Here is a 22,833-nt window from a genome sequence, read left to right as displayed (position 1 = left end):
TATTGTAAATGACACGGTAATCTTTTCTCTGATTTCTTTAGATAAGCAGTTAGCTTTTGCTAGCTGCTCTTTTTATTCCATAAAGTAACCTTGCTCCTTATAGTTCTCCCATTTCTCTTTTTCAAAGATTCTTTCTTTCGTTTTGATACTTCCATAGCAATCAGTTTTAACTTTCACAAATTCTTTTTCCAATTCCTTAGTCCAATCTGCTTCATAAGGTTCCTCACTCACTAATCCATTCTTTGATGTATTGCTCTAATAAGTTCATATCCATTCCCCTCGTATATTAATATTTAAGCTCTATCTCAGACTTAGCCTGCATAACGTTTTTAACTATATTCATACTATACCTATCACTTTAAGTTACAATCCCATTATTGTAAGCATGGCATGCTTTGTTATACATGTCTGAAAATAGTTTGATACTATTATTCTTTCAAGAATATATATTTTTTATGAATTCTTGTCTCTTAAAACAAATCAAAATCTATTAAAACATCTAATACTAGGTCTTTAAACAAGCGCTTTGCTTCAAATTACATATACTATCATAAATCTATTACAAAAGGGGGTAATATTTTTATGAAAGACCGTTGCTATCGAACTGAATACTGCGTTTGTAAAAAAATAAAGCCGTGCTCTTGCTCTAAACGTCATTGTAAGTTTCCTCCAATCGCATGTCCTTGTCCTACTTCCAAAGCTCCTTTCATCCCTTGTCCTAAACCTCATCACAAACCTTGTTCATCTTCATGTTGTAAACGCAAATGCTAAACTAAAATAAGAATTTTGTTTAGTTTTCTAACCTTCCTCCTATAATGAATCTAAATATTCAGATACAATAAAATCAATAGTTACAACATTTTATTATTAGAAGGGGTACTTATGTCATTCGCAGCATGGAGTATAATTTTGCCGACTTTAATCGGAGCAATGTTCGGATTAATTTTTGACACACTCTCTTCTCAAAATGGCAGCAAAAACCCAAATTAAAAACTTAATAAGAAGATTCAAGAACTACTTCAGTGATAGCTGATATGTCCTTGGCATTTCAGTTATCACGCTCCTTCAAATAACGCTCTAGTCTTACTTCGCAACCCCTTGCTGCTGCCCAAAAGCCGTTGCTCTCTTATTCATTCGTTTTACAATCCGACTAACTTGAACCTGTGATTTCCCTATACGTTTTCCGATATTTTCTTGCCTTATTCCCTTAGAATGCACGTCCCATACAATCAATTCGCTATGCTGTAATGTATCGAAAAAAGAATGAAGAATCACTTTATTTTCCAATGTACTTTCTACATCTACCCCTTCACCGTTGTCAGCTGGATAGATAACTTTATCTAAAGAGAATGTCCCTAGTTGAGCAGCCTCAACAAGTCCATGACCCATATCCAAAGTTTTGCTAATATGGTTCACCGATTCTTCTGATAACTTATTTTTCAAGATTTTTCCCTTCGCATAATATACTGTTCGTTCAATTTTCAACTTCTATGTCTTCCAGATCCCATTACCAATTTCATAAACTATTCTGGGTGCAGCAAACGTAAGGAATTTAAAACCAAGCTCCGGCTTGAATTGTTCTCTTGCTTTCATTAGTGCAACCATGCCATTGCACTAGATCCTCAAATTCAACACCTGTATCGTCTTTTATCGCTTGTAATCTGTGACCATATTTTTTATGAATGAAATAGAAAACGAACTTTTCGTACTTTTAAATAAATTCTTCATCGACAGATCTTTTACATCAATTAACTCAGGCATTTTTCCTCCCCTTTCTTATTTTCCACATGTTTGTTGGCTCTTCCCACCTCTTTTTCAATTTATTTATATAGACTGAATTAAGAAAGAAGTTCTCCGTTTTTTGGAACACACAAAAGCAAGTAGATACTACGCGTTGTACATCTACTTGCGATTACTTGTGGTATGCGTAAAGGAGAAATATTAGGACTTCAATGGAAGAATATTGATTTCGAAAGAAGAACAATATCCGTGAACCGTTCCCTTTCTCATATCTCCGAAGAATTTTATGAGCCAAAGACAGCTACAGGAAAACGTCTAATTGTACTTCCTGAAATTACACTACACGCATTAGAAGAACAATATAAGCGAATACATGTAGAAAAAGAACGATACGCCAACTTATACAAGGACTATGATTTGGTATGCCCTACTTCCAAGCGGAAAACCTTGTAATTTCAAAAGTTTGACACAGCTCTGGAAAAAGCTTATAAAGAAAAGTGGAGTTCTTGATATTCGGTTCCATAATCTCAGACATACCTATGCGACATTGATGTTGAAACAAGGTATTCATCCAAAGATTGTGAGTGAACGATTAGGGCATAAACGAGTAGGCATCACATTGGAAACCTACTCTCATGTTGTATCAGGACTTCAAGGAAAAGCAGTGGAGGATTTTGCAAATAATCTATTTCAAAAACACTAATGTTTGCAAAATGGTTGCAAATACGAATTTTGCATAAAAATACTAGCGAATTCGTATACGATTGAAAGGAGACAAAAACATGAAAGAAATCAAAACAGAACAAGAATTCAAAGACATTATCGCAAGCGAAGATCCAGTAGTTGTTAAGTTTTTTACTACATGGTGCCCAGATTGTGTACGTATGGATCATTTTATTGGGGATGTAATGGAAGAGTTCAATAAGTTTGAATGGTACGCTATTAATAAAGATGAGTTTCCAAGTATTGCAGAAGAGTATCAAGTAATGGGTATTCCAAGTTTACTTGTATATCAAAATGGTGAGAAGTTAGGTCATTTACATAGTGCAAATGCGAAAACAGAAGAACAAGTTACTGAATTTTTAGAAGCATACTAAGATAAGAGATGCCACTGGAACATATTGTTTCGGTGGTTTTTTTATTTGGATTTTTCAACAGATTTTTCCCTTGTGAAACTTTGTTATCCCCTGCTCAAAAAGCTATAAAACGTCAACAATGTTTGTATAGACCCACACGACTTTCCTTTGATACTCTATTGATAGAAGGAATTTCTTTACAGAAAGGAGAGTGCTTTTTATGAATTCATGTTCGAATCAAGAAGCTGATAAAGGGGCTATTGTTAGCATTGTTGCTTACATATTTTTATCAGCAATAAAAATTATCATTAGTTATATCGCTCTATCTAGCGCATTACGTGCAGATGGTTTAAATAATTTAACAGATATCGGTGCTTCACTAGCTGTTTTAATTGGACTGAAAATTTCGCGTAAGCCTCGTGATCATGATCATCCATATGGGCATTCTCGCGCAGAACAAATCGCTTCATTAGTAGCTTCTTTTATTATGGCATCCGTTGGATTCGAAGTTATTATTAGCGCTATTCAATCATTTTTTAATCCTAAGCAAACAGCACCTAATGTAATCGCTGCGTGGGTTGCTTTCTTTTGTGCTATCGTGATGTACGGTGTATACATGTATAATAAAAAAATTGCAAAGCGGACAAAAAGCAAAGCATTAGAAGCCGCTGCCAAAGATAATTTATCAGATGCACTCGTTAGTATTGGTACAGTCGTTGGAATTGTTGCTTCACAATTCCATATGGCTATTCTTGATCCGATTACAGCGGTACTTGTCGGACTTATAATTTGTAAAACAGCATGGGATATTTTTATAGAAACATCTCATATGTTAACAGATGGGATTGATCCTGAAAAAATGGAAGAGTATTCTCAAGCAGTGCAACTTGTTCCAGGGGTTGAACATATCGTTGATATTCGGGCTCGTATGTATGGAAATCAAACGTATGTTGATATTACAATTGAAGTAGATGCCCATATGGACGTAAACAAAAGCCATCATATTACGGACGCAATTGAAGACATGTTACAACAGAAATTCGGAATTTTATATACTCATATTCATGTTGAACCTATGCAAAAAGAACCTATGTTGCCATGAAACCATTGAAAAAGTCTACTTCATAAGAAAAAAGAGTCCATCACCTACTGTATATAGATGATGGACTCCTTGCTATCCTCAATATTACGATAAAAATGCATGTTATCTTTCAAAGTAATCACTTCTTTGGCGTCTTCGATATTATAGGTTCTTTTTTAAGAATGCTTGATGAAAAATAATACATAAAACAAGCCAACTCCCCCCCGCTGCCCATCCAGCTAATATATCAGATGGATAGTGCACACCAAGATAGATACGGCTAACAGAAATCGAAAATATTACGAAACAGGCTGTAAAAATAATTAACACTTTTTTATGCAGTGCAATACGATGTTCCGTAATCGTCACATAGGCAATAAACCCTAGAAATGCCGTCGCATTCATCGTATGACCACTTGGGAAACTATACCCAGTCGCTGTGACAAGTTGTGATACATCAGGTCTTGGACGCTCATACCATAGCTTAAGCATACTGTTAAGATAACGAGATCCATAATAGTTAATCATTAAAAATAACGCACTCAACAACTTTTTTCGGATGAGAAAGTACATTACGATGATAATAAGCAATGGAAAATAGACTTTTTTAGAGCCAATATAAGACATCCAAATAAAATAAGTCGTCAAATATTCATTTCGGAAGCTTTGGATAAATGTTGTAATCACATCATCAAACTTCTCAATACAAGCGGTATGATACGAAAATGATAATACGACAAAACAAATGAGTAATATACCACTTAACAAGTATAAATGTCGATATCGTTTCACATACATAACCTCACAATACAAGAAATGGAGCGGTTGTTTTAGTTTCCCTCTCCATTTCTTTTTTATACATGTTTTTTATGAAGAAATATAACGACTCATTTCTTGTTGCATGTTAGAAATTTTTGAAACACAAATCTCCCATCTCTTCTAGTGCAAAGTATATATCCTGCTTGAGCTCTTGTACATTTTCATAATATGGTCTCTTCATTTGCAGCATTCTCATAATAATTTCTTTATTACCTTCCGCTAACAGTAATTCTTCATGCCATGGCTTTTCTACTTTATCGTTAGACTCATAACTAGCGTATAACAAAAATAAGATAAAATGGCCTAGCGCATAAAAGTCACTGCGATGTTCCACTTCGCGCATAAAAGCTTGTTCGCCTTCATAAAACCCCGCTCGTTCATCTATGTCTCCTTTATATCTCGCTAATCCAAAATCAACAATATGAATTGAACTCCCACTCATTAAAATGTTAGGGATTCTTAAATCGCGATGAATGATACCTTGACTATGAATATAAGAAACAACTTCTAATATTTTATATAAGATATAAAACGCTTCTCGTTCTTCATATATATACCCATCTCGAAAAATAAAATCTTCAAAATTCTCTCCCGCCATATACTCCATGACAAAAAACGGTTGCTTCTTCCAAACAAAATGGTCATACAAGCTTGGAATCGCTGGATGTTGCAAATTCTTTAAAATTTGCTGTTCTCTTACAAACGATTCCCTTCCTGATTCAGACTTTTGCTTACTTTGTCTCAATTGTTTTAATACTTTAACCTCATGATTCTGTAAATCTACCACTTTATAGGTAAAGCCATAACTGCCCATTCCAATTACCGATTCAATCTTATAGCGCTCTATAACAATTGTATTCTTACGCAGCGGTCTATCAAACCACGCGAGTATATGTCGCCATTTCATCAACTACTGGAAAAGAAACTACGGCTTTTTCGTTTTCTTTTATAGTGCTGATGTCCGTATCCGTGAGATGGACGTCTTCTATTATAATCGCTGCTTGAATAAGAGCGTCTTCTATGACGATAGTCACTACTTGAGTAAGAGTGGTATCTACCTTTTTTTCCTAATAAAGAATCAATAATTTTTTTGAACATCCCTTCACCTCTTATAGAAAATTTTATCTTCATTATACCAATATTTCTTTATGAATTTTGTGACAACTTTGTAAAGAAGAATCATGTTGAGAAGAGTAAAAAAACGACGAGTTGATCCCGTCGTTACTTTTACTCTTCATCTCCATCGAACACTTCGTCAATCATACATTTTTCTAGTAAGTATTCAAATGTAATGTCAGCAAGATCTTCGATTTCTTCTTGCTTCGGTACATATCCTCTTTCAATTAGTTGCTCATAAAAAAACTCCGCAATTTCTTCCGTGTCAATTACGACTTCAATTTCCTTCATGAGCATCACTCCTTTATTTCTGTTTTATGAAAGAATTTCAAAATTATGTATATGAAATTAGAAAAATACTTTTTCTTTTCCACCTTATTCTTTTCAGTCATATTGCTGTGAGCAAGCACATACGATGTAGTACAAGCTATTAAAAGGAGGTAATGATAATGAAATATCAATATGAAATAGAGCAAAGAAAAGAAGAGTTCATGCATGAGGACAAATGGGCAGACTCTCTTATTAAATGGCTTTTTATTTTTTTAAGTATAGTAGGCATACCTTATACCACATACGTTTTTATCCAATTTCTCTTTACTTTCTAATCCGTTATTTTTTCTCTGTTAATTTTACTAGATAATTATGAATTACATTCATCACAATTTTATACTCTTCATCTTGAAAAGTTTCATATAATAACTGATAATCGTTATAAATATCTAATAACCCATCAATAATTTCTTGCTTATTTGTTTTAATACTTACTCTCTTTGAATTATTAATGGATTTCAATTTCTCTAAGTCTAATTTATTCATTCCCGCTTTATCTTGTTTCATTTTCTTTAAAATCGCATTTGCTGTTTGGGCATTCGCAAGTAGTGTTAAATCAGATTCATCCGCTTCTAACCACTCACCATCTGTAATTCTTGATAATTCATATATCGTATCTTCCCACGCATCATTTTTATATCTCCATACTTCTGTACGAAATCCAACAATACGAAAAATATCTTGATCATATCCTGAAACTTGCACGAGATCTCCAAATGTAAACTGATAACATAGCTCAATCCACTCTGTCTTATTTTTTTTCACATCTTGCTCTGTAACATGTTGAAGCGTTTGTTCCACATAATATCCATCGTGATTATTTACTTCATATACATATACACCGTCTAGCATTTTCATATTTTTAATTTTTCTATTTTTATTGGTTCGCTTTCTTCTTCATAAAATTCCTTGAAGATATCCGTATCCTTTAATTTTGAGTAAAGTTCCAACATCTTCTTTACACCCTCTAAATCAACAGAATATTCGTTCATCTTCATATGTATCACCCCTTTATATAATTCATTATAAATCAGAAAGAAAAACCCGTACACACAAAATATGTACGGGTTCAACTTACTTTCTCATTATCATTTTCATCTTCACTTTTACATTCTTTTTTATCCTCTAATTTTATTTCTTGTGCCAATTCAAGGAGGGCTTTTGCTGCTTTACGGGCATCAAACTTTCCAATTTCTTTGTATTTAAAATTCATGATACCTCTCACCTCTGCCGATATGATATGCGAGACGTTTTGTCTGTGTTCTTTGTCCTTATCATTTTTCTATCGAGAGAATGAAAAGTGTAAATCAAAACTAAAAAAGCCTCCCTAACGGAAGCTTTCTCATAATCAATTATTATTTTATTTCTTTAAGATCACCTTGTTTAAATAAATCTTGGGTAACTTCTTCTCCGAAATTATTCAAAACAAAAGTTTGTTCTGCTACTGCATCCATAACTCCTGTGGCTTTACCAACGTTACCTTCTTGAGTAGTCCAGAAGTAATTATGGTCTTCTACAATTTTACTAAAATCTCTGTTTATCCATCTTTCATTGATTGCTAAAAATTCCTCTTTCTTTTCAAAGTTACTATTATTTAAAATGTCTCTTATCTTCTCTGCATTTTTCTTAGACATCGGGATAGCACCCCATTTCTGAGTTGCTACTACCTTTTGATGAGTCATGTGATGCATCGCTTTAATAACTTCATCTTCATTAGAACTTTCAGTAACAGGAAGATTCATAAAAACTTCATCTATCTGACCAGTCATTGATTCTTTTTCTCTTGGAACTTCTTTATATTCGCTTATATCTACTTCAGTACTAGTTTTCTTATTTACTGGATTATGTGCAACATAAATCATTCCGTAGGTTACCCCAACTGTAAGAGCAACCACCCCTACAATTGAGCTCATCCCAATCAATATTTTCTTTGCCACCGTTATCTCTCCTAATTCCATTTTAACATCTCATTCTAAGAATATTATATCAAAATTACCTATTTATGGATATTTTTCTCGTATTTCCTTTTTGAACCATTTATTTCGTGCGTACTCTTTAAAATTAGCACATTTATAAGAGTATCCTGCTGTTCCCTTTTAAATTTATATGTTATAAAAAAATCACCTCGACATTCTAATACCGAGGTGATAACAAAACAATAAAATTGATATTTTATATTAGTTTCCTTCTTCAATCATTACCATTGCAAGGTTTACATAACAATTGAAAGTTCATGGGATCATTATAAGCAGATTTATAAAAAAGGACATTGTGATTGTAATGGTCTATTCCAAATTGCTTTGGAATCAAACCTACACTATCGTTTCTACGATTTAAGGAAAACACAATACCTAGCTCTATAGCTATTTGGAAATTGTTTTCTGATTTTTAGAGCCGCAATATGTACAAACTGCCTATCTAATTACTAAAATAACATGTTAAACGTATGCCATAAGTATCCTTTAAATAAGTATCAGTTTCTTCAATAAGTCTTAAAATGTCCTCTGCACTCATGCCCCAACCTTCTATTTTACTTCAACAGTTAGCCTGATAAGACTTTCTAGGAACCATTCTGAACCTTATCAGCTTATAGCCACTCAATTTCTATTGTAGCGCCTTCTCTTGATCTTGTTGTGTCATGATTCGCTTCTGTATTACTACTGAACCATACCTTCTTTATAAACTTCTTCAAAAACGTGTTACATGCTTCTGCATTAAGCTCTTCTAATTTATCTAACTTTTTAATCGCATCTTGCAATCTTGCTTGTTCTTCATCCATATTTGATAAATTCTCAAGTTTAACATCAATGAGCTCCATTTGTTGCTTAACTTGTTTGATTTGTTCTTCGTTTTCTTCACGCATTTCATAAAACTCGGATTTTGTAATCTCCCCATCCATCCGCATTTCTTTAAGATTCCGTTGACGTTTATTAAATCTCGTTATTTGTTTCTCTAATGACTCTCGTTGAATGAATAGTTTCTTTTCTATCTCTATCGTATCAAGTGATTTCAACATTTGCAGCTCTTGTTCAAAATCTGGTTTCTTTTCTTTAACTTTTTGTAATACAAATTGTTCAATTGGTTCATATTTGTATCCTCGATCTCTACATTTATTATTATCAACTTTATAGATACATGATTTTATATAATCAACACCATTTCCATCGAATTGTATGTATCTTTTTCTACCACAACAATTACAATAAATAAGATTTTGTAGCTTCCTAGTCACTTTTCTTTTATTAAAGAAATTTCCTGTCGAATTTTCTTCCAATATTTTTTGAACCTCAAAAAATATCTGTTTACTCACAATGGGTTCATGAGCATTTTCAACAAACACTTTATCAACAACCCTACCATTTACTTTCCTACATGCTTTTACAACTCCATAATAAACAACATTTCTTCGCATATTTGATATATGTGCTGAAGTTAATACCTTACCTTGTCTACTTCTCCATCCAAGTATATCTAACTGCTTTGCAATTTCGTTTGCGCTAACTCGTTCTAATGTCTTTTGAAAAATAAATCGAATGATTTTAGCTTCCTCTTCAACTACTTCTAACCGCTTTTCTTCGTTCTTTTTATAACCTAGAGGGACTCTGTTACTCATTGTCCATTTCCCTTGCTCGGCTGCCGCTAATCGTCCTCTTCCCAATCTTTTACGAATTTGTTTATATTCAAAGTTCGCCATCATTGCTTGGAAGGAGAAAAGCATTTCATTACTTTCCTGTGATAAATCAATTGCACCTTGGGGAGTCAAAATTTTAATATCGTGTATAATCAACATCTTCTTAATTTCTTCAGCATGAGCGTTGTCACGTGAAATTCTGTCTATATCCATTACAAGAAGAGCGTCATAATCATCTAATCTGCTTAACAATAAATTTAGTTGCGGTCTTTCCATATTTACTCCACTTGAGATTTCTTGATAAATGTCATAGGTTAATTTTTGTTGTTTTGCAAGTTTAGTTAAGGCGTTTCGATGATTTAATAAAATCTCGTCTATGTTTAACTGCTCTTCGTTTCTTGATAAACGTAAATAAATTGCAGCTAATCCCATTGCCCACACCCCTTATTACATATATTAGAAATAATAACATAATATCCCTTGGTTAAAAATAGAAAATTAGTATTTTTAATTTTTCTATTTTTATTGGTTCGCTTTCTTCTTCATAAAATTCCTTGAAGATATCCGTATCCTTTAATTTTGAGTAAAGTTCCAACATCTTCTTTACACCCTCTAAATCAACAGAATATTCGTTCATCTTCATATGTATCACCCCTTTATATAATTCATTATAAATCAGAAAGAAAAACCCGTACACACAAAATATGTACGGGTTCAACTTACTTTCTCATTATCATTTTCATCTTCACTTTTACATTCTTTTTTATCCTCTAATTTTATTTCTTGTGCCAATTCAAGGAGGGCTTTTGCTGCTTTACGGGCATCAAACTTTCCAATTTCTTTGTATTTAAAATTCATGATACCTCTCACCTCTGCCGATATGATATGCGAGACGTTTTGTCTGTGTTCTTTGTCCTTATCATTTTTCTATCGAGAGAATGAAAAGTGTAAATCAAAACTAAAAAAGCCTCCCTAACGGAAGCTTTCTCATAATCAATTATTATTTTATTTCTTTAAGATCACCTTGTTTAAATAAATCTTGGGTAACTTCTTCTCCGAAATTATTCAAAACAAAAGTTTGTTCTGCTACTGCATCCATAACTCCTGTGGCTTTACCAACGTTACCTTCTTGAGTAGTCCAGAAGTAATTATGGTCTTCTACAATTTTACTAAAATCTCTGTTTATCCATCTTTCATTGATTGCTAAAAATTCCTCTTTCTTTTCAAAGTTACTATTATTTAAAATGTCTCTTATCTTCTCTGCATTTTTCTTAGACATCGGGATAGCACCCCATTTCTGAGTTGCTACTACCTTTTGATGAGTCATGTGATGCATCGCTTTAATAACTTCATCTTCATTAGAACTTTCAGTAACAGGAAGATTCATAAAAACTTCATCTATCTGACCAGTCATTGATTCTTTTTCTCTTGGAACTTCTTTATATTCGCTTATATCTACTTCAGTACTAGTTTTCTTATTTACTGGATTATGTGCAACATAAATCATTCCGTAGGTTACCCCAACTGTAAGAGCAACCACCCCTACAATTGAGCTCATCCCAATCAATATTTTCTTTGCCACCGTTATCTCTCCTAATTCCATTTTAACATCTCATTCTAAGAATATTATATCAAAATTACCTATTTATGGATATTTTTCTCGTATTTCCTTTTTGAACCATTTATTTCGTGCGTACTCTTTAAAATTAGCACATTTATAAGAGTATCCTGCTGTTCCCTTTTAAATTTATATGTTATAAAAAAATCACCTCGACATTCTAATACCGAGGTGATAACAAAACAATAAAATTGATATTTTATATTAGTTTCCTTCTTCAATCATTACCATTGCAAGGTTTACATAACAATTGAAAGTTCATGGGATCATTATAAGCAGATTTATAAAAAAGGACATTGTGATTGTAATGGTCTATTCCAAATTGCTTTGGAATCAAACCTACACTATCGTTTCTACGATTTAAGGAAAACACAATACCTAGCTCTATAGCTATTTGGAAATTGTTTTCTGATTTTTAGAGCCGCAATATGTACAAACTGCCTATCTAATTACTAAAATAACATGTTAAACGTATGCCATAAGTATCCTTTAAATAAGTATCAGTTTCTTCAATAAGTCTTAAAATGTCCTCTGCACTCATGCCCCAACCTTCTATTTTACTTCAACAGTTAGCCTGATAAGACTTTCTAGGAACCATTCTGAACCTTATCAGCTTATAGCCACTCAATTTCTATTGTAGCGCCTTCTCTTGATCTTGTTGTGTCATGATTCGCTTCTGTATTACTACTGAACCATACCTTCTTTATAAACTTCTTCAAAAACGTGTTACATGCTTCTGCATTAAGCTCTTCTAATTTATCTAACTTTTTAATCGCATCTTGCAATCTTGCTTGTTCTTCATCCATATTTGATAAATTCTCAAGTTTAACATCAATGAGCTCCATTTGTTGCTTAACTTGTTTGATTTGTTCTTCGTTTTCTTCACGCATTTCATAAAACTCGGATTTTGTAATCTCCCCATCCATCCGCATTTCTTTAAGATTCCGTTGACGTTTATTAAATCTCGTTATTTGTTTCTCTAATGACTCTCGTTGAATGAATAGTTTCTTTTCTATCTCTATCGTATCAAGTGATTTCAACATTTGCAGCTCTTGTTCAAAATCTGGTTTCTTTTCTTTAACTTTTTGTAATACAAATTGTTCAATTGGTTCATATTTGTATCCTCGATCTCTACATTTATTATTATCAACTTTATAGATACATGATTTTATATAATCAACACCATTTCCATCGAATTGTATGTATCTTTTTCTACCACAACAATTACAATAAATAAGATTTTGTAGCTTCCTAGTCACTTTTCTTTTATTAAAGAAATTTCCTGTCGAATTTTCTTCCAATATTTTTTGAACCTCAAAAAATATCTGTTTACTCACAATGGGTTCATGAGCATTTTCAACAAACACTTTATCAACAACCCTACCATTTACTTTCCTACATGCTTTTACAACTCCATAATAAACAACATTTCTTCGCATATTTGATATATGTGCTGAAGTTAATACCTTACCTTGTCTACTTCTCCATCCAAGTATATCTAACTGCTTTGCAATTTCGTTTGCGCTAACTCGTTCTAATGTCTTTTGAAAAATAAATCGAATGATTTTAGCTTCCTCTTCAACTACTTCTAACCGCTTTTCTTCGTTCTTTTTATAACCTAGAGGGACTCTGTTACTCATTGTCCATTTCCCTTGCTCGGCTGCCGCTAATCGTCCTCTTCCCAATCTTTTACGAATTTGTTTATATTCAAAGTTCGCCATCATTGCTTGGAAGGAGAAAAGCATTTCATTACTTTCCTGTGATAAATCAATTGCACCTTGGGGAGTCAAAATTTTAATATCGTGTATAATCAACATCTTCTTAATTTCTTCAGCATGAGCGTTGTCACGTGAAATTCTGTCTATATCCATTACAAGAAGAGCGTCATAATCATCTAATCTGCTTAACAATAAATTTAGTTGCGGTCTTTCCATATTTACTCCACTTGAGATTTCTTGATAAATGTCATAGGTTAATTTTTGTTGTTTTGCAAGTTTAGTTAAGGCGTTTCGATGATTTAATAAAATCTCGTCTATGTTTAACTGCTCTTCGTTTCTTGATAAACGTAAATAAATTGCAGCTAATCCCATTGCCCACACCCCTTATTACATATATTAGAAATAATAACATAATATCCCTTGGTTAAAAATAGAAAATTAGTATTTGTAATTTTACCCACGGTTCCATATAGCGTAATCACGACTATATCTCCGACATTATATTTAGGTTGTTTTTTTCTTGACATCTATATCTCTCCTTTTTAGAGTCGTGATTTTGATAACAGTATATGCGAACGATATAAAAACGCTTATCACATAAGCGTATATTCAAAAAAATTTTTTCATAAAAAAAATACATCACTTTTTATAAAGCGATGTATGTTTACATACCATATTATGCTAGCTATCTTTCTTGTAAATACAAATCCCATGCCTTATCAAAGATAGACATACTTTCTATTAATCCACTGCATTCTAAGTATGAACTAATTTCATGATAATCTTCTGATTGCTTTGGAAAACTTAAATCATCGTAGATTGCTTCTGCCAAATCAGATATTTCATTTTTAACCAATGGCGCACGGTGTTTCATCATATAATGGTAAAATGTTTTCTTCAAAAATATTCCCTACCTTTCTAACTTGGGTACATTATACAAGGGAGAAAAGAAAAAAACCAGCATAACAGCTGGTTAAAAATCAAAATAATTTTTCTTTAGTAAACGCGGACGCTCCATTAGTTCCTCATAAGTCAGTTGCTTTGGCAAATCTTTTGTATAAATCAGAAACAACTGATCTTCAATTTCTTTCACGATATGATCAGGTTGATATTCCATTCCACACGAAGAACAAGAAATACACGGTGTTTTTTGGATTTCAATTGCCTTTGTACCATCCGGCAACTCCCAATATACAGTATTTACACTTTCTATTGCTTCTTTACTTTCACACCACATACAATTCATACTGCATCACCTTCAGCTTTTTCATCAGCTTCTAGTTTTTTCATTTGCGCTTTATATTTTTTATCTTTCAGTTGATCGCGCTTTTCACGTTTATCCTTTAAGGATGAATGCGTTTCGTTCATTTCATAGTCTTTTCGGCGATTCATACGCTGCAGGTCATCCGGTACGAGGTTGAATTTCTTATCGCTCATTAATGCTGCTACACCAATATCAGACCGCTTCTCTTCATATGTTGGATAAATTTCTTTAAAGTACCCTTCCGCTCTTCCTGGCACATAATTTTCTGGTTCTGGATATGTTGTAATCACCCCTTCAAAGTTGCGGAGTACAACTTTATCCGCACTTTGTGAGATTAAATAGTTTGGCTGAAGCGCAATTTTACCGCCTCCGCCTGGAGCATCTACAACAAACGTTGGCACTGCATAACCAGACGTATGTCCGCGCAGTCCTTCAATAATCTCTAAGCCTTTAGATACTGGCGCACGGAAATGACCAATCCCTTCCGATAAATCACACTGATAAATATAATATGGACGAACTCGAATTTTCACTAAATCGTGCATGAGTTTTTTCATAATTGGGACGCTATCGTTAATTCCTGCTAAAATAACCGCTTGGTTCCCAACTGGAACGCCTGCATTTGCAAGCATTTCACATGCTAATTTAGACTCTTCAGTAATTTCAATCGAAGTATTAAAATGTGTATTTAGCCATACTGGGTGATATTTTTTCATAATATTACATAGATTTTCTGTAATACGTTGCGGGAATACAACTGGCGCCCTTGTTCCGATGCGAATAATTTCTACATGCGGAATTGCTCGTAAATTCTTTAATACATATTCCAAAATTTTATCATTAATAAGGAGTCCATCACCGCCAGAAATTAAAACGTCTCGTACTTGCGGTGTTTCACGAATATAAGCAATTGCTTCATCTAATTGTTTTTTTGGTACGCCCATGCCGATTTGTCCACTAAAGCGACGGCGTGTACAATAACGGCAATACATGGAGCATTGATTTGTTACAAGAAATAGGACACGATCTGGATAGCGATGCGTTAAACCAGGAACTGGTGAATCTTCATCTTCATGTAGCGGATCTTCCAAATCATACTTTGTTTTATATAATTCTTCCGAAATCGGTACAGATTGCATTCGAATCGGACAGCGCGGATCATCGGGATTCATAAGCGAAGCATAGTACGGTGTAATATTTAGCGGAATCGTTTTTGTTGAAATTTTAACACCTTCTTCTTCTTCTGGTGTTAAATTTATGACTTTCTTTAAATCATCTAACGTTTTAATCGTATTCGTTAATTGCCAAACCCAATCATTCCATTGTTCTTCTGTCACGTCTTTCCACAATTCAATTTCTTTCCAATGACGATTTGGTTTATATACATCGTGTAACATTGCTATTCCCCCTTTTTTTACGCTCACTTTTTATATAAGCAATAATTATGCCAACTTCACAATTTTGATAAGCAGTATTATAAGATTCCTTATCATATATAGGAAAAATCGTTTTTTTACATGTAGATACAATAATCGCTCACCATGATTCCTGTTACTTTTTGTATATGTAAACGCTCTTTTATTGGTGCAAACACATAAAAACGCCGATTATTCGGCGTTTTTTTTATATTTATTTAACTTATACTGCAAAGTTTGTCTTGGAATACTAAGTAATTTAGCAGCTTGTAATATATTCCCCTCCGTTTCTATTAGAGCTTGATGAATTAATTCCTTCTCCATTTGAGACAACGCCTCGCGTAAAGGCAATATCTTTTTCTTCTCCTGCCTGTTTTCTTTCTGGAATATTCGGGGTAAACAACAAGCTGTTAGCGAATGCCCTTCTGCAAGAATCACAGCATGTTCAATCGTATGCTTTAGTTCTCTTACATTTCCTGGCCAATGATACGATAATAATCTCTCTTTTGCATCATCGTTAATCTCAAATACAGCCTTTTTATATTCCTTGTTATATTGTTTTAAAAAATAAGATGCCAGCAGTAAAACATCTTCTATTCGCTCACGAAGTGGTGGAATATAGAGAGAGAATACATTCAATCTATAATACAAATCCGTACGAATCTTATTTTCGCGCAAGCAGACTTCTGGAGGCTGATTCATTGCAGTAATGACACGTACATCTACTTTTCTTGTCTTATTATCACCTATTCGGCGTATGACCCCGTCTTCTAAAACGCGAAGCATTTTTGCTTGCAGATCAAGGGGCATCGAGTTTAACTCATCTAAAAATAATGTCCCTCCATCTGCAAGCTCAAATAACCCCGCACGCTCAATAGCTCCCGTATAACTACCTTTTGTCGTTCCAAATAATAAACTTTCTAACAGTGATTCTGGGAGCGCTGCACAATTTTGTGCAATAAACGGTTTGTTTTTTCTTTTTGAAGCTTCATGAATTGCCTGAACAAATAATTCTTTTCCTGTGCCTGTTTCGCCGTATATTAAAACATTGGCATCTGTTGGAGCTACCTTTTGTGCTAACTCTTTCGTTTGACGAAAGCGAGTGTCATTCGTCACGATTGTATTAAACGCAATATGTTTTTTCGTTATTTTTCGTTTAGAAGAACGCTTCATTTTTGACTGTAAATCAACAATTGTATCTGTCAATTTTTGAATCGTTGTATAATCCTTTGCGATTTCAACCGCTCCAGCAATACTTCCTTCTATGAAAATAGGTAAAGTCGTATTAACCGTACATACATCCTCACCTTTTAAATTTTGATAACGCTGCACTTGATGAACGATAGGCTTTTTTGTATGTAAAACTTTCATAAGTGTACTCGTTTCTCGAGATAACGATGGAAATGCCTCTAATAAATGCTTTCCGAGTACATTCTCAATTTTTGAACCATCATGTTTCGCTGCAACATCATTATAAAAAATGGTAATTCCATTTTCATCTACAGCATGAATTGCTTCATCAATACTGCTCAAAATCGCTTCAATGACTTCTTGTGTAGAAACAGCTAGCAATGTCATCCCCCCTCTTGCCAACAATTCAGCATATTACACGCCGAATTGTTGGCGCCTCTATGTGCGATTATAAGCATTGAGATCTCATTCTATTGTTCCTTCTCTACATTCGTTATTTGTTTCATCATTCATACTGAATAAAGTAAAACTTTATTCAGTATGATTCGCTTTTACGAATCAGTCGTTTAGGGACAAGCTCTGCTCCCACGTATTTCTCTCCGAATCTTACTACCTATCAATAACTGGATAAAGTGAAACTTTAATCAGTGGGGATTTTCTTCATCCCTCACCAATCGGGCTTTTACGGGCAGCCCTACTTCCTTGCTACTCTTTGAACCTTGAGGTGGGAGTCTTACTGCCCGTTAATGCGGGATAAATCTTTTACCCATACATTCATATCTTCTAATTTATCAAAAATATAACAGTTATTAGCAAGTCTCCCTGTATACGTATAGCCTAACTGATGAAAAGCCGCATTCATTCCAAATGAAAGCGAGCGTGCAATTGTATAAGAACAAAAGATTGCTCGATCTCGCAGTTCTTCTTCTAATTGAACAAGTAAGCTTTTCATAAAACCATGTTTTCGATACTCAGGTAAAGTCGCACAATTTGTTAGTTCTGCATTCCCTTCTTTCACATTCATCTCTGCTGAAGCAGTGCTAACGATTTTCCCTTCTAATTCATATACATAATAAATGGTGTCTTCTTTCATTGTTTGTTTCACATAGTCTACTTGATTTAATGGTGTTGGATAAATTTCAAAAACTCTTCCGAATACATTTGCTAACTGTTCTGCATCATCTTCTGTTGCCTTCCGCAATATAAATGTGGTTGGAACTTGTTTATCCACTCCCCTTTTTTCCCTCACACCATTTAAAATTTGATCTTCATTTTCCCATTCGATACTATTTCTTCTTTCATTCCGTAAATACTTCACCAAGAAATAAGCATCGTGACCTTGAAAATAATGAGGAATTGTTGCTTCTAATAAAAAGCCAAAAGAGAGCCACGCCGAAACATGCTCTCCCTTTCCTTTTATAATACATTTAGTGAAAGAATGCTTCTTGGCCAATTCTTCGATTGTTTGTCTTATATATTCTACATTGCCTGTGTAATGATCAACTCGCACTCGCTTGTTAAAATAGTCCAATACTCCTTCTACAGTATAATACTTTGTCTGTTCTTTAAATGATTCATAATAGTTCATCTTTTCACCTCACACCAATCTAATAATGTACATGCAATGATTTTTGCAGCGGCAATCATTTTATCTACTTCAATGTATTCATTTGGATAATGCGCTACCTTCGTTTCTCCTGGCCCAAATATAATCGTCGGTACATCTACAATTTGAGTAAATAATCCACCATCTGTTCCCCATGGCGATGCTTCTATAATTGGATTTTTCCCTTCAATTTGCACAAAATTATTTTGAAGTGCTGTAATGAGCGGATGCTTCTCATCTAATTCACCCGGCACCCATCTTGCTCCAAACCATTCTACTTCTACAGGATGATCTCTAAACCATACATCCTTATCCTTTAATTGTTGCATCCAAGTTTCAAATTCTTCTTTTGCCGCCTCTATAGTCTCATTCGGCGCAATTCCACATCTTCCTTCTAATATTAAGGAATCTGGTACAGAACTCGGCCAACTTCCTCCTTCAATTTTCCCTATATTAATCGGAATTGGGATGGGAATTTCCTTATAAAGTGGGTCTGTTATTCGGTCATTTCTCTTTTGTTCTAATTCTTTTACATGCTCAACCACAATTATACTTTTTTCAATTGCGCTGATTCCTTCATAACGAGTCCCACCATGTGCAGCTTTCCCTTTCACATGTAGTCGAAACCACATCGATCCTTGCTGTTTTGGGAAGAACTTCATATTTGTTGGTTCTGGAATAATGACCCCGTCAGCTTTATATCCTCTTAAAATAGCTGCTAAACTTCCTGCACCACCGCTCTCCTCTTCTATTACACTTTGAAAATAAATATCTCCCTTTAATACAATGTCATTCTTAATAATCGCTTCCATTGCAAGTATTAAAGCAACATTCCCCCCCTTCATATCCGTCGTTCCACGACCATATATACGATTTCCAATTCTTTCACCACTATAAGGAGGATAATCCCACTGGTTCACATCTCCCTCTGGTACAACGTCAATATGTCCATTTAAAATCATGGATTTTCCGCCGCCACTTCCTTTTAAAGTAGCTACAATATTAGGACTATCTGAAAAATTCGTTCTTGGGGATACAAAATAAGGATGATCTTTCATTTTTGTAAAAGACGGCTCCCAAATGTCAAGATCTAATCCTAATTCACGCAACTTCTCAATTATGATTGCTTGCGCTCCACTTTCTTTTCCAGACACACTCTTTTCTTGAATCAATCGCTTTAATAGTTTCGCACTATCTTCTTCATGGCTTTCAATATAATCACATATTTGTTGTTTTAAATCTCCCATATCCCCCGCTCCCTTCATTCAATTACAAGCAAGTTAGAACTTATATGAAAAGCCGATTCCGTATGCTTCCTCACATCTTCTACTGTATAAGGACTCATCAATTCTTGAAGCACTAATCCTTTAGAAGTAACCTCCATCACAGCCATATCAGTAATAATGACATCAACGCAGTTTTTCGATGTTAAAGGCAGTGTACATTCAGATACAATCTTTGCATTCCCATACTTATCGACATGGTTCATTACAACAACGACTCGCTTTGCTTTTTGTGCTAGATCCATTGCTCCGCCAATACCTGGAACACGTTTTCCTGGTACAATCCAATTGGCTAAATCTCCATTCTCGCTCACTTGTAGCGACCCTAGAATTGTTAAATCTAGCAACCCTTTGCGAATCATTCCAAATGCGGTGCAGCTATCGAAGTAACTTGCCCCTTGAATAATTGACGTCGGCAGTCCCGCTGCATTGCATAAATTTGCATCTTCATCCCCTGTATTCGGTGTTGGGCCCATACCGATAATTCCATTTTCAGCATGGAACATAACGTGTATATCTTCCCGTAAATGGTTAGGAACAAGTGAAGGAATACCAATTCCTAAGTTGACAATCATGCCATTTTGAATTTCTTGCGCAGCCCGCTTTGCGATTTTATCTCTTACATCTATTCCCATGCCCATTTCCAATTCACCCCTTCCGATGGAACAATATAATCTATGAAAGCACCTGGAACTACAATCTCTTCCGGATGTAATGCACCAAGCGGTACAATTTCTTCCGCTTCTACAATTGTAATATCCCCCGCCATCGCAACATGTGGATTCATATTACGCGCACTTTTATCAAAAACAATGTTTCCAAATGGATCTGCTTTTTTTGCATATACAATTGCTATTTCAGCTGTAAGAGCTGTTTCAACTAAAAACGTTTTGCCATTTAATTCAACTGTTCGTTTTCCTTCCTCAACGACCGTATCAACACCAACATCAACAAGAATGCCACCAAGACCTACGCCGCCTGCTCGAATGCGCTCCGCTAGTGTTCCTTGAGGTGAAAATTCAATTTGTAACTTTCCTTCGTTTAATTGTCTCCCTGCATTCGGATTTGAACCGATATGAGAAGTGACTAATGATTTTACTCTTTCTCTTGTTATAAGACAACCAATCCCCACATCCGGGAACCCTGTATCGTTTCCAATTAAATGTAAGTTTGTAATTCCTTTTTCCACAATTGCTTGTATAAGAGATGGAGGGGATCCGATTCCACCAAATCCCCCAAACATTAGTGTCATATCATCGTGAAATAGCGAAATGACTTCATCTATTTCTTTCAATTTCCCGAATGTATTTGTCACCATTTTCATGCGATACTATGCCCTCCTCTTTGCATCATTTCCTCCACACTCTTACCAAAAATACTAAGTAGCTCATCTAGCTCAGAATATGTAGTAGTCATTGGTGGTGCAACAAGCAATGCGCTATCTTCCTTACCTGCTTGCCCTGAAACAGCTTGATATAAAAGGAGTCCGTTTTTAGCTGCCACTGAAATGAGCTCCGACGCTTTTGTAAACGGTTGCAATTCAATTCCAATTAGGAATCCTTTCCCCCGCACATCTGCAATAATAGTCGATTGCTGCTGAACTTTTTGCAATCCCTTTATTAAATATTCTCCTTTTTCCGCTGTTTTTTCAGGTAAATTATGTTTTTCCATATATTCGATAACCGCTAAAGCAGTTGCTGCTGATAATGGATTTGCGCTTAATGTATGACCGCTCATCACTGAACGGGACCCTCTTAAAATCGGATCCATAACACGATCACTTATAACCGTCGCTGCCATTGGTGTATAACCAGCCCCGAGCCCTTTCCCAAGCGTCATAATATCAGGCTCCACACCCCAATGCTCCATTGCAAACCACACTCCCGTTCGCCCAAGCCCTGTCATAACCTCATCCGCAATAAATAGAATATCATAATGCATACAAATATCTTTAATCACTTTATAATATTCCTTTGGAGGAACAACCGCTCCACCGGCAGCACCAATGATTGGTTCCGCTATAAAAGCTGCAATATGTTCCGCACCAATTCGCTCAATTGCTCGTTCTAATTCCGTTGCGCAGGCAAGCTGACAAGTTGGATATACTTTTTGTAACGGACACCGAAAGCAATATGGAGCTGATACGGTTGGATAATCTTCTAAAATAGCTACAAATCGTTGTCTTCTCAATGGATGCCCAGACATAGATAAAGCTCCCATCGTAATTCCGTGGTAGCTCATCCATCTTGATAAAATTTTATGTTTACCATGAATACCACGTTCTTGAAAATGTTGAATTGCAATTTTCATAGCTGTCTCATTTGCTTCTGTACCACTATTTACAAAAAAGCTCCAATTCAAGTCTCCTATACTTAAATCACTTAGTTTCTTTGCTAACTTTTCTGCTGGTTCACTTGTAAACTGTGACCGATAGACAAAAGCAATCTCCTCTGCCTGTTTTTTTATTACTTCAGCAATTTCTGCTACGCCATGTCCGATACCAGCCGTAATAGCTCCCGAGGAACCATCAAAATATTTATTTCCATTTTGATCGTACAAATATACTCCTTTTCCATGAGAAATCATTGGATACGGCTGACCAACAAGTGGCTTAATTAAGTAATCGCGCATAGCGCTCCCCCATTTCTCCAATTTGTATATATATATGAAGAAAATTGACGTTTCTTTCATAAAAAGAATCCCCTGCAAAAGCAGTGAATAGATAAAAAAGACTTATAAACTATAGAAATAGGCCTTATAAATCGAAAGAATATTCAGAACTAAAATTCTTTAACTCTCCTCTCCTTCGATGATAGAATCATGCTCTTCTCCCCCTCCAATTCGATTGAAAATTTCCTACAACATCAGCCACTCTATTCAAATTGCCGATATTGTGTAAACTTCGACGAAACTCCCGTTCATTTCCTTCCTGTTTGCATAGTTTA

27 protein-coding genes and 2 pseudogenes are annotated in these 22,833 nt (G+C 34.8%); 5 read left to right on the top strand and 24 right to left on the bottom strand.

The window, feature by feature from the left end; all coding sequences use genetic code 11:
• Nucleotides 1–1,083: 1,083 nt before the first annotated feature.
• A complete protein-coding gene (locus MR059_RS05780) occupies nucleotides 1,084–1,485 on the bottom strand; it encodes a hypothetical protein (RefSeq protein WP_048722900.1) in 402 nt (133 codons plus the stop codon).
• Between the two features lie 438 nt (nucleotides 1,486–1,923).
• Here MR059_RS05780 and MR059_RS21975 point away from each other — a divergent pair.
• The 4 genes and pseudogenes from MR059_RS21975 to MR059_RS05765 all read left to right on the top strand — a co-directional run.
• Nucleotides 1,924–2,052 (top strand): annotated as a pseudogene (locus tag MR059_RS21975) (site-specific integrase); the annotation flags it as partial.
• A gap of 21 nt (nucleotides 2,053–2,073) precedes the next feature.
• A pseudogene (locus MR059_RS21780) lies at nucleotides 2,074–2,443 on the top strand (tyrosine-type recombinase/integrase).
• Nucleotides 2,444–2,522: 79 nt separating this feature from the next.
• Complete coding sequence (locus MR059_RS05770; RefSeq protein WP_012094192.1) at nucleotides 2,523–2,837, top strand: thioredoxin family protein; 315 nt, start codon at nucleotides 2,523–2,525, stop codon at nucleotides 2,835–2,837.
• 199 nt (nucleotides 2,838–3,036) lie between these two features.
• Entirely contained in the window at nucleotides 3,037–3,918 is an 882-nt protein-coding gene (locus tag MR059_RS05765; protein ID WP_012094191.1) for a cation diffusion facilitator family transporter, read from the top strand.
• Nucleotides 3,919–4,059: 141 nt separating this feature from the next.
• Here MR059_RS05765 and MR059_RS05760 read toward each other — a convergent pair whose 3' ends face one another.
• The 4 genes from MR059_RS05760 to MR059_RS05745 all read right to left on the bottom strand — a co-directional run bounded on the left by MR059_RS05760 (nucleotide 4,060) and on the right by MR059_RS05745 (nucleotide 6,123).
• Nucleotides 4,060–4,689: a phosphatase PAP2 family protein gene (locus MR059_RS05760; protein ID WP_041809695.1), complete on the bottom strand. Its 630-nt coding sequence runs from the start codon at nucleotides 4,687–4,689 to the stop codon at nucleotides 4,060–4,062.
• 112 nt (nucleotides 4,690–4,801) lie between these two features.
• A complete protein-coding gene (locus MR059_RS05755) occupies nucleotides 4,802–5,623 on the bottom strand; it encodes a serine/threonine protein kinase (protein WP_041809691.1) in 822 nt (273 codons plus the stop codon).
• A complete protein-coding gene (locus tag MR059_RS05750; RefSeq protein WP_012094186.1) occupies nucleotides 5,623–5,814 on the bottom strand; it encodes a hypothetical protein in 192 nt (63 codons plus the stop codon). The genes MR059_RS05755 and MR059_RS05750 overlap by 1 nt, the downstream gene beginning before the upstream one ends.
• A gap of 129 nt (nucleotides 5,815–5,943) precedes the next feature.
• Complete coding sequence (locus MR059_RS05745) at nucleotides 5,944–6,123, bottom strand: YozD family protein (RefSeq protein WP_012094184.1); 180 nt, start codon at nucleotides 6,121–6,123, stop codon at nucleotides 5,944–5,946.
• Nucleotides 6,124–6,281: 158 nt separating this feature from the next.
• Between MR059_RS05745 and MR059_RS05740 the strand changes: the two genes are divergently transcribed.
• Nucleotides 6,282–6,437, top strand: coding sequence for a DUF3930 family protein (locus MR059_RS05740; protein ID WP_081428369.1), 156 nt, complete (start codon nucleotides 6,282–6,284; stop codon nucleotides 6,435–6,437).
• A gap of 4 nt (nucleotides 6,438–6,441) precedes the next feature.
• On the opposite strand, the gene MR059_RS05735 is transcribed toward MR059_RS05740, so the two are convergent.
• The 19 genes from MR059_RS05735 to MR059_RS05645 form a co-directional block, all read right to left on the bottom strand.
• Nucleotides 6,442–7,020: a hypothetical protein gene (locus MR059_RS05735; RefSeq protein WP_012094183.1), complete on the bottom strand. Its 579-nt coding sequence runs from the start codon at nucleotides 7,018–7,020 to the stop codon at nucleotides 6,442–6,444.
• A complete protein-coding gene (locus tag MR059_RS05730) occupies nucleotides 7,017–7,160 on the bottom strand; it encodes a hypothetical protein (protein ID WP_164468627.1) in 144 nt (47 codons plus the stop codon). Before MR059_RS05730 ends, MR059_RS05735 begins: the two co-directional genes overlap by 4 nt.
• Nucleotides 7,161–7,231: 71 nt before the next feature.
• Nucleotides 7,232–7,375, bottom strand: a complete 144-nt coding sequence (locus MR059_RS05725) for a hypothetical protein (protein ID WP_164468626.1) — start codon at nucleotides 7,373–7,375, stop codon at nucleotides 7,232–7,234.
• A 142-nt stretch (nucleotides 7,376–7,517) separates the two neighbouring features.
• Entirely contained in the window at nucleotides 7,518–8,099 is a 582-nt protein-coding gene (locus MR059_RS05720; RefSeq protein ID WP_041809688.1) for a PRK06770 family protein, read from the bottom strand.
• Between the two features lie 650 nt (nucleotides 8,100–8,749).
• Nucleotides 8,750–10,225 (bottom strand): recombinase family protein, encoded by a 1,476-nt coding sequence (locus MR059_RS05715; protein WP_012094180.1) that lies wholly within the window; start codon nucleotides 10,223–10,225, stop codon nucleotides 8,750–8,752.
• Nucleotides 10,226–10,277: 52 nt separating this feature from the next.
• A complete protein-coding gene (locus tag MR059_RS05710; protein WP_242161619.1) occupies nucleotides 10,278–10,436 on the bottom strand; it encodes a hypothetical protein in 159 nt (52 codons plus the stop codon).
• 71 nt (nucleotides 10,437–10,507) lie between these two features.
• Complete coding sequence (locus MR059_RS05705; protein ID WP_164468626.1) at nucleotides 10,508–10,651, bottom strand: hypothetical protein; 144 nt, start codon at nucleotides 10,649–10,651, stop codon at nucleotides 10,508–10,510.
• A 142-nt stretch (nucleotides 10,652–10,793) separates the two neighbouring features.
• The gene (locus MR059_RS05700; RefSeq protein WP_041809688.1) at nucleotides 10,794–11,375 is read right to left on the bottom strand and encodes a PRK06770 family protein; all 582 of its coding nucleotides are present in this window, start codon (nucleotides 11,373–11,375) and stop codon (nucleotides 10,794–10,796) included.
• A gap of 650 nt (nucleotides 11,376–12,025) precedes the next feature.
• The gene (locus MR059_RS05695) at nucleotides 12,026–13,501 is read right to left on the bottom strand and encodes a recombinase family protein (protein ID WP_012094180.1); all 1,476 of its coding nucleotides are present in this window, start codon (nucleotides 13,499–13,501) and stop codon (nucleotides 12,026–12,028) included.
• On the bottom strand, nucleotides 13,492–13,656 hold the full coding sequence (locus tag MR059_RS05690; RefSeq protein WP_164468625.1) for a hypothetical protein: 165 nt from the start codon (nucleotides 13,654–13,656) through the stop codon (nucleotides 13,492–13,494). The genes MR059_RS05695 and MR059_RS05690 overlap by 10 nt, the downstream gene beginning before the upstream one ends.
• 158 nt (nucleotides 13,657–13,814) lie before the next feature.
• Nucleotides 13,815–14,030, bottom strand: a complete 216-nt coding sequence (locus tag MR059_RS05685) for a YozE family protein (RefSeq protein WP_012094179.1) — start codon at nucleotides 14,028–14,030, stop codon at nucleotides 13,815–13,817.
• Nucleotides 14,031–14,102: 72 nt separating this feature from the next.
• Complete coding sequence (locus MR059_RS05680; protein ID WP_012094178.1) at nucleotides 14,103–14,375, bottom strand: YokU family protein; 273 nt, start codon at nucleotides 14,373–14,375, stop codon at nucleotides 14,103–14,105.
• A complete protein-coding gene (kamA, locus tag MR059_RS05675) occupies nucleotides 14,372–15,790 on the bottom strand; it encodes a lysine 2,3-aminomutase (RefSeq protein ID WP_012094177.1) in 1,419 nt (472 codons plus the stop codon). Before kamA ends, MR059_RS05680 begins: the two co-directional genes overlap by 4 nt.
• Before the next feature lie 210 nt (nucleotides 15,791–16,000).
• Nucleotides 16,001–17,386 (bottom strand): sigma-54 interaction domain-containing protein, encoded by a 1,386-nt coding sequence (locus MR059_RS05670; RefSeq protein WP_012094176.1) that lies wholly within the window; start codon nucleotides 17,384–17,386, stop codon nucleotides 16,001–16,003.
• Between the two features lie 346 nt (nucleotides 17,387–17,732).
• A complete protein-coding gene (ablB, locus tag MR059_RS05665; protein ID WP_012094175.1) occupies nucleotides 17,733–18,587 on the bottom strand; it encodes a putative beta-lysine N-acetyltransferase in 855 nt (284 codons plus the stop codon).
• Nucleotides 18,584–19,852, bottom strand: a complete 1,269-nt coding sequence (locus MR059_RS05660) for a peptidase (RefSeq protein ID WP_012094174.1) — start codon at nucleotides 19,850–19,852, stop codon at nucleotides 18,584–18,586. Before MR059_RS05660 ends, ablB begins: the two co-directional genes overlap by 4 nt.
• A gap of 14 nt (nucleotides 19,853–19,866) precedes the next feature.
• Nucleotides 19,867–20,529: a CoA transferase subunit B gene (locus MR059_RS05655; protein ID WP_012094173.1), complete on the bottom strand. Its 663-nt coding sequence runs from the start codon at nucleotides 20,527–20,529 to the stop codon at nucleotides 19,867–19,869.
• Nucleotides 20,514–21,212, bottom strand: a complete 699-nt coding sequence (locus MR059_RS05650; protein ID WP_012094172.1) for a 3-oxoacid CoA-transferase subunit A — start codon at nucleotides 21,210–21,212, stop codon at nucleotides 20,514–20,516. The genes MR059_RS05655 and MR059_RS05650 overlap by 16 nt, the downstream gene beginning before the upstream one ends.
• The gene (locus tag MR059_RS05645; protein WP_012094170.1) at nucleotides 21,209–22,519 is read right to left on the bottom strand and encodes an aspartate aminotransferase family protein; all 1,311 of its coding nucleotides are present in this window, start codon (nucleotides 22,517–22,519) and stop codon (nucleotides 21,209–21,211) included. Before MR059_RS05645 ends, MR059_RS05650 begins: the two co-directional genes overlap by 4 nt.
• Between the last annotated feature and the right edge of the window lie 314 nt (nucleotides 22,520–22,833).

Source organism: Bacillus cereus group sp. BfR-BA-01522, from assembly GCF_022662635.1.
In the GTDB taxonomy this organism is placed as follows: Bacteria; Bacillota; Bacilli; order Bacillales; family Bacillaceae_G; genus Bacillus_A; species Bacillus_A cytotoxicus.
This window is presented reverse-complemented; position numbering and strand designations above follow the sequence as displayed.

Excerpts from the sequence above, each read along its gene's own strand:
- MR059_RS05770 (WP_012094192.1), top strand. The coding sequence starts at position 2,523 with ATGAAAGAAATCAAAACAGAACAAGAATTCAAAGACATTATCGCAAGC.
- MR059_RS05765 (WP_012094191.1), top strand. The coding sequence starts at position 3,037 with ATGAATTCATGTTCGAATCAAGAAGCTGATAAAGGGGCTATTGTTAGC.
- MR059_RS05755 (WP_041809691.1), bottom strand. The coding sequence starts at position 5,623 with ATGAAATGGCGACATATACTCGCGTGGTTTGATAGACCGCTGCGTAAG.
- MR059_RS05750 (WP_012094186.1), bottom strand. The coding sequence starts at position 5,814 with ATGTTCAAAAAAATTATTGATTCTTTATTAGGAAAAAAAGGTAGATAC.
- MR059_RS05745 (WP_012094184.1), bottom strand. The coding sequence starts at position 6,123 with ATGAAGGAAATTGAAGTCGTAATTGACACGGAAGAAATTGCGGAGTTT.
- MR059_RS05740 (WP_081428369.1), top strand. The coding sequence starts at position 6,282 with ATGAAATATCAATATGAAATAGAGCAAAGAAAAGAAGAGTTCATGCAT.
- MR059_RS05735 (WP_012094183.1), bottom strand. The coding sequence starts at position 7,020 with ATGAAAATGCTAGACGGTGTATATGTATATGAAGTAAATAATCACGAT.
- MR059_RS05730 (WP_164468627.1), bottom strand. The coding sequence starts at position 7,160 with ATGAAGATGAACGAATATTCTGTTGATTTAGAGGGTGTAAAGAAGATG.
- MR059_RS05725 (WP_164468626.1), bottom strand. The coding sequence starts at position 7,375 with ATGAATTTTAAATACAAAGAAATTGGAAAGTTTGATGCCCGTAAAGCA.
- MR059_RS05715 (WP_012094180.1), bottom strand. The coding sequence starts at position 10,225 with ATGGGATTAGCTGCAATTTATTTACGTTTATCAAGAAACGAAGAGCAG.
- MR059_RS05710 (WP_242161619.1), bottom strand. The coding sequence starts at position 10,436 with ATGAAGATGAACGAATATTCTGTTGATTTAGAGGGTGTAAAGAAGATG.
- MR059_RS05705 (WP_164468626.1), bottom strand. The coding sequence starts at position 10,651 with ATGAATTTTAAATACAAAGAAATTGGAAAGTTTGATGCCCGTAAAGCA.
- MR059_RS05695 (WP_012094180.1), bottom strand. The coding sequence starts at position 13,501 with ATGGGATTAGCTGCAATTTATTTACGTTTATCAAGAAACGAAGAGCAG.
- MR059_RS05690 (WP_164468625.1), bottom strand. The coding sequence starts at position 13,656 with ATGTCAAGAAAAAAACAACCTAAATATAATGTCGGAGATATAGTCGTG.
- MR059_RS05680 (WP_012094178.1), bottom strand. The coding sequence starts at position 14,375 with ATGAATTGTATGTGGTGTGAAAGTAAAGAAGCAATAGAAAGTGTAAAT.
- kamA (WP_012094177.1), bottom strand. The coding sequence starts at position 15,790 with ATGTTACACGATGTATATAAACCAAATCGTCATTGGAAAGAAATTGAA.
- MR059_RS05670 (WP_012094176.1), bottom strand. The coding sequence starts at position 17,386 with ATGACATTGCTAGCTGTTTCTACACAAGAAGTCATTGAAGCGATTTTG.
- ablB (WP_012094175.1), bottom strand. The coding sequence starts at position 18,587 with ATGAACTATTATGAATCATTTAAAGAACAGACAAAGTATTATACTGTA.
- MR059_RS05660 (WP_012094174.1), bottom strand. The coding sequence starts at position 19,852 with ATGGGAGATTTAAAACAACAAATATGTGATTATATTGAAAGCCATGAA.
- MR059_RS05655 (WP_012094173.1), bottom strand. The coding sequence starts at position 20,529 with ATGGGCATGGGAATAGATGTAAGAGATAAAATCGCAAAGCGGGCTGCG.
- MR059_RS05650 (WP_012094172.1), bottom strand. The coding sequence starts at position 21,212 with ATGAAAATGGTGACAAATACATTCGGGAAATTGAAAGAAATAGATGAA.
- MR059_RS05645 (WP_012094170.1), bottom strand. The coding sequence starts at position 22,519 with ATGCGCGATTACTTAATTAAGCCACTTGTTGGTCAGCCGTATCCAATG.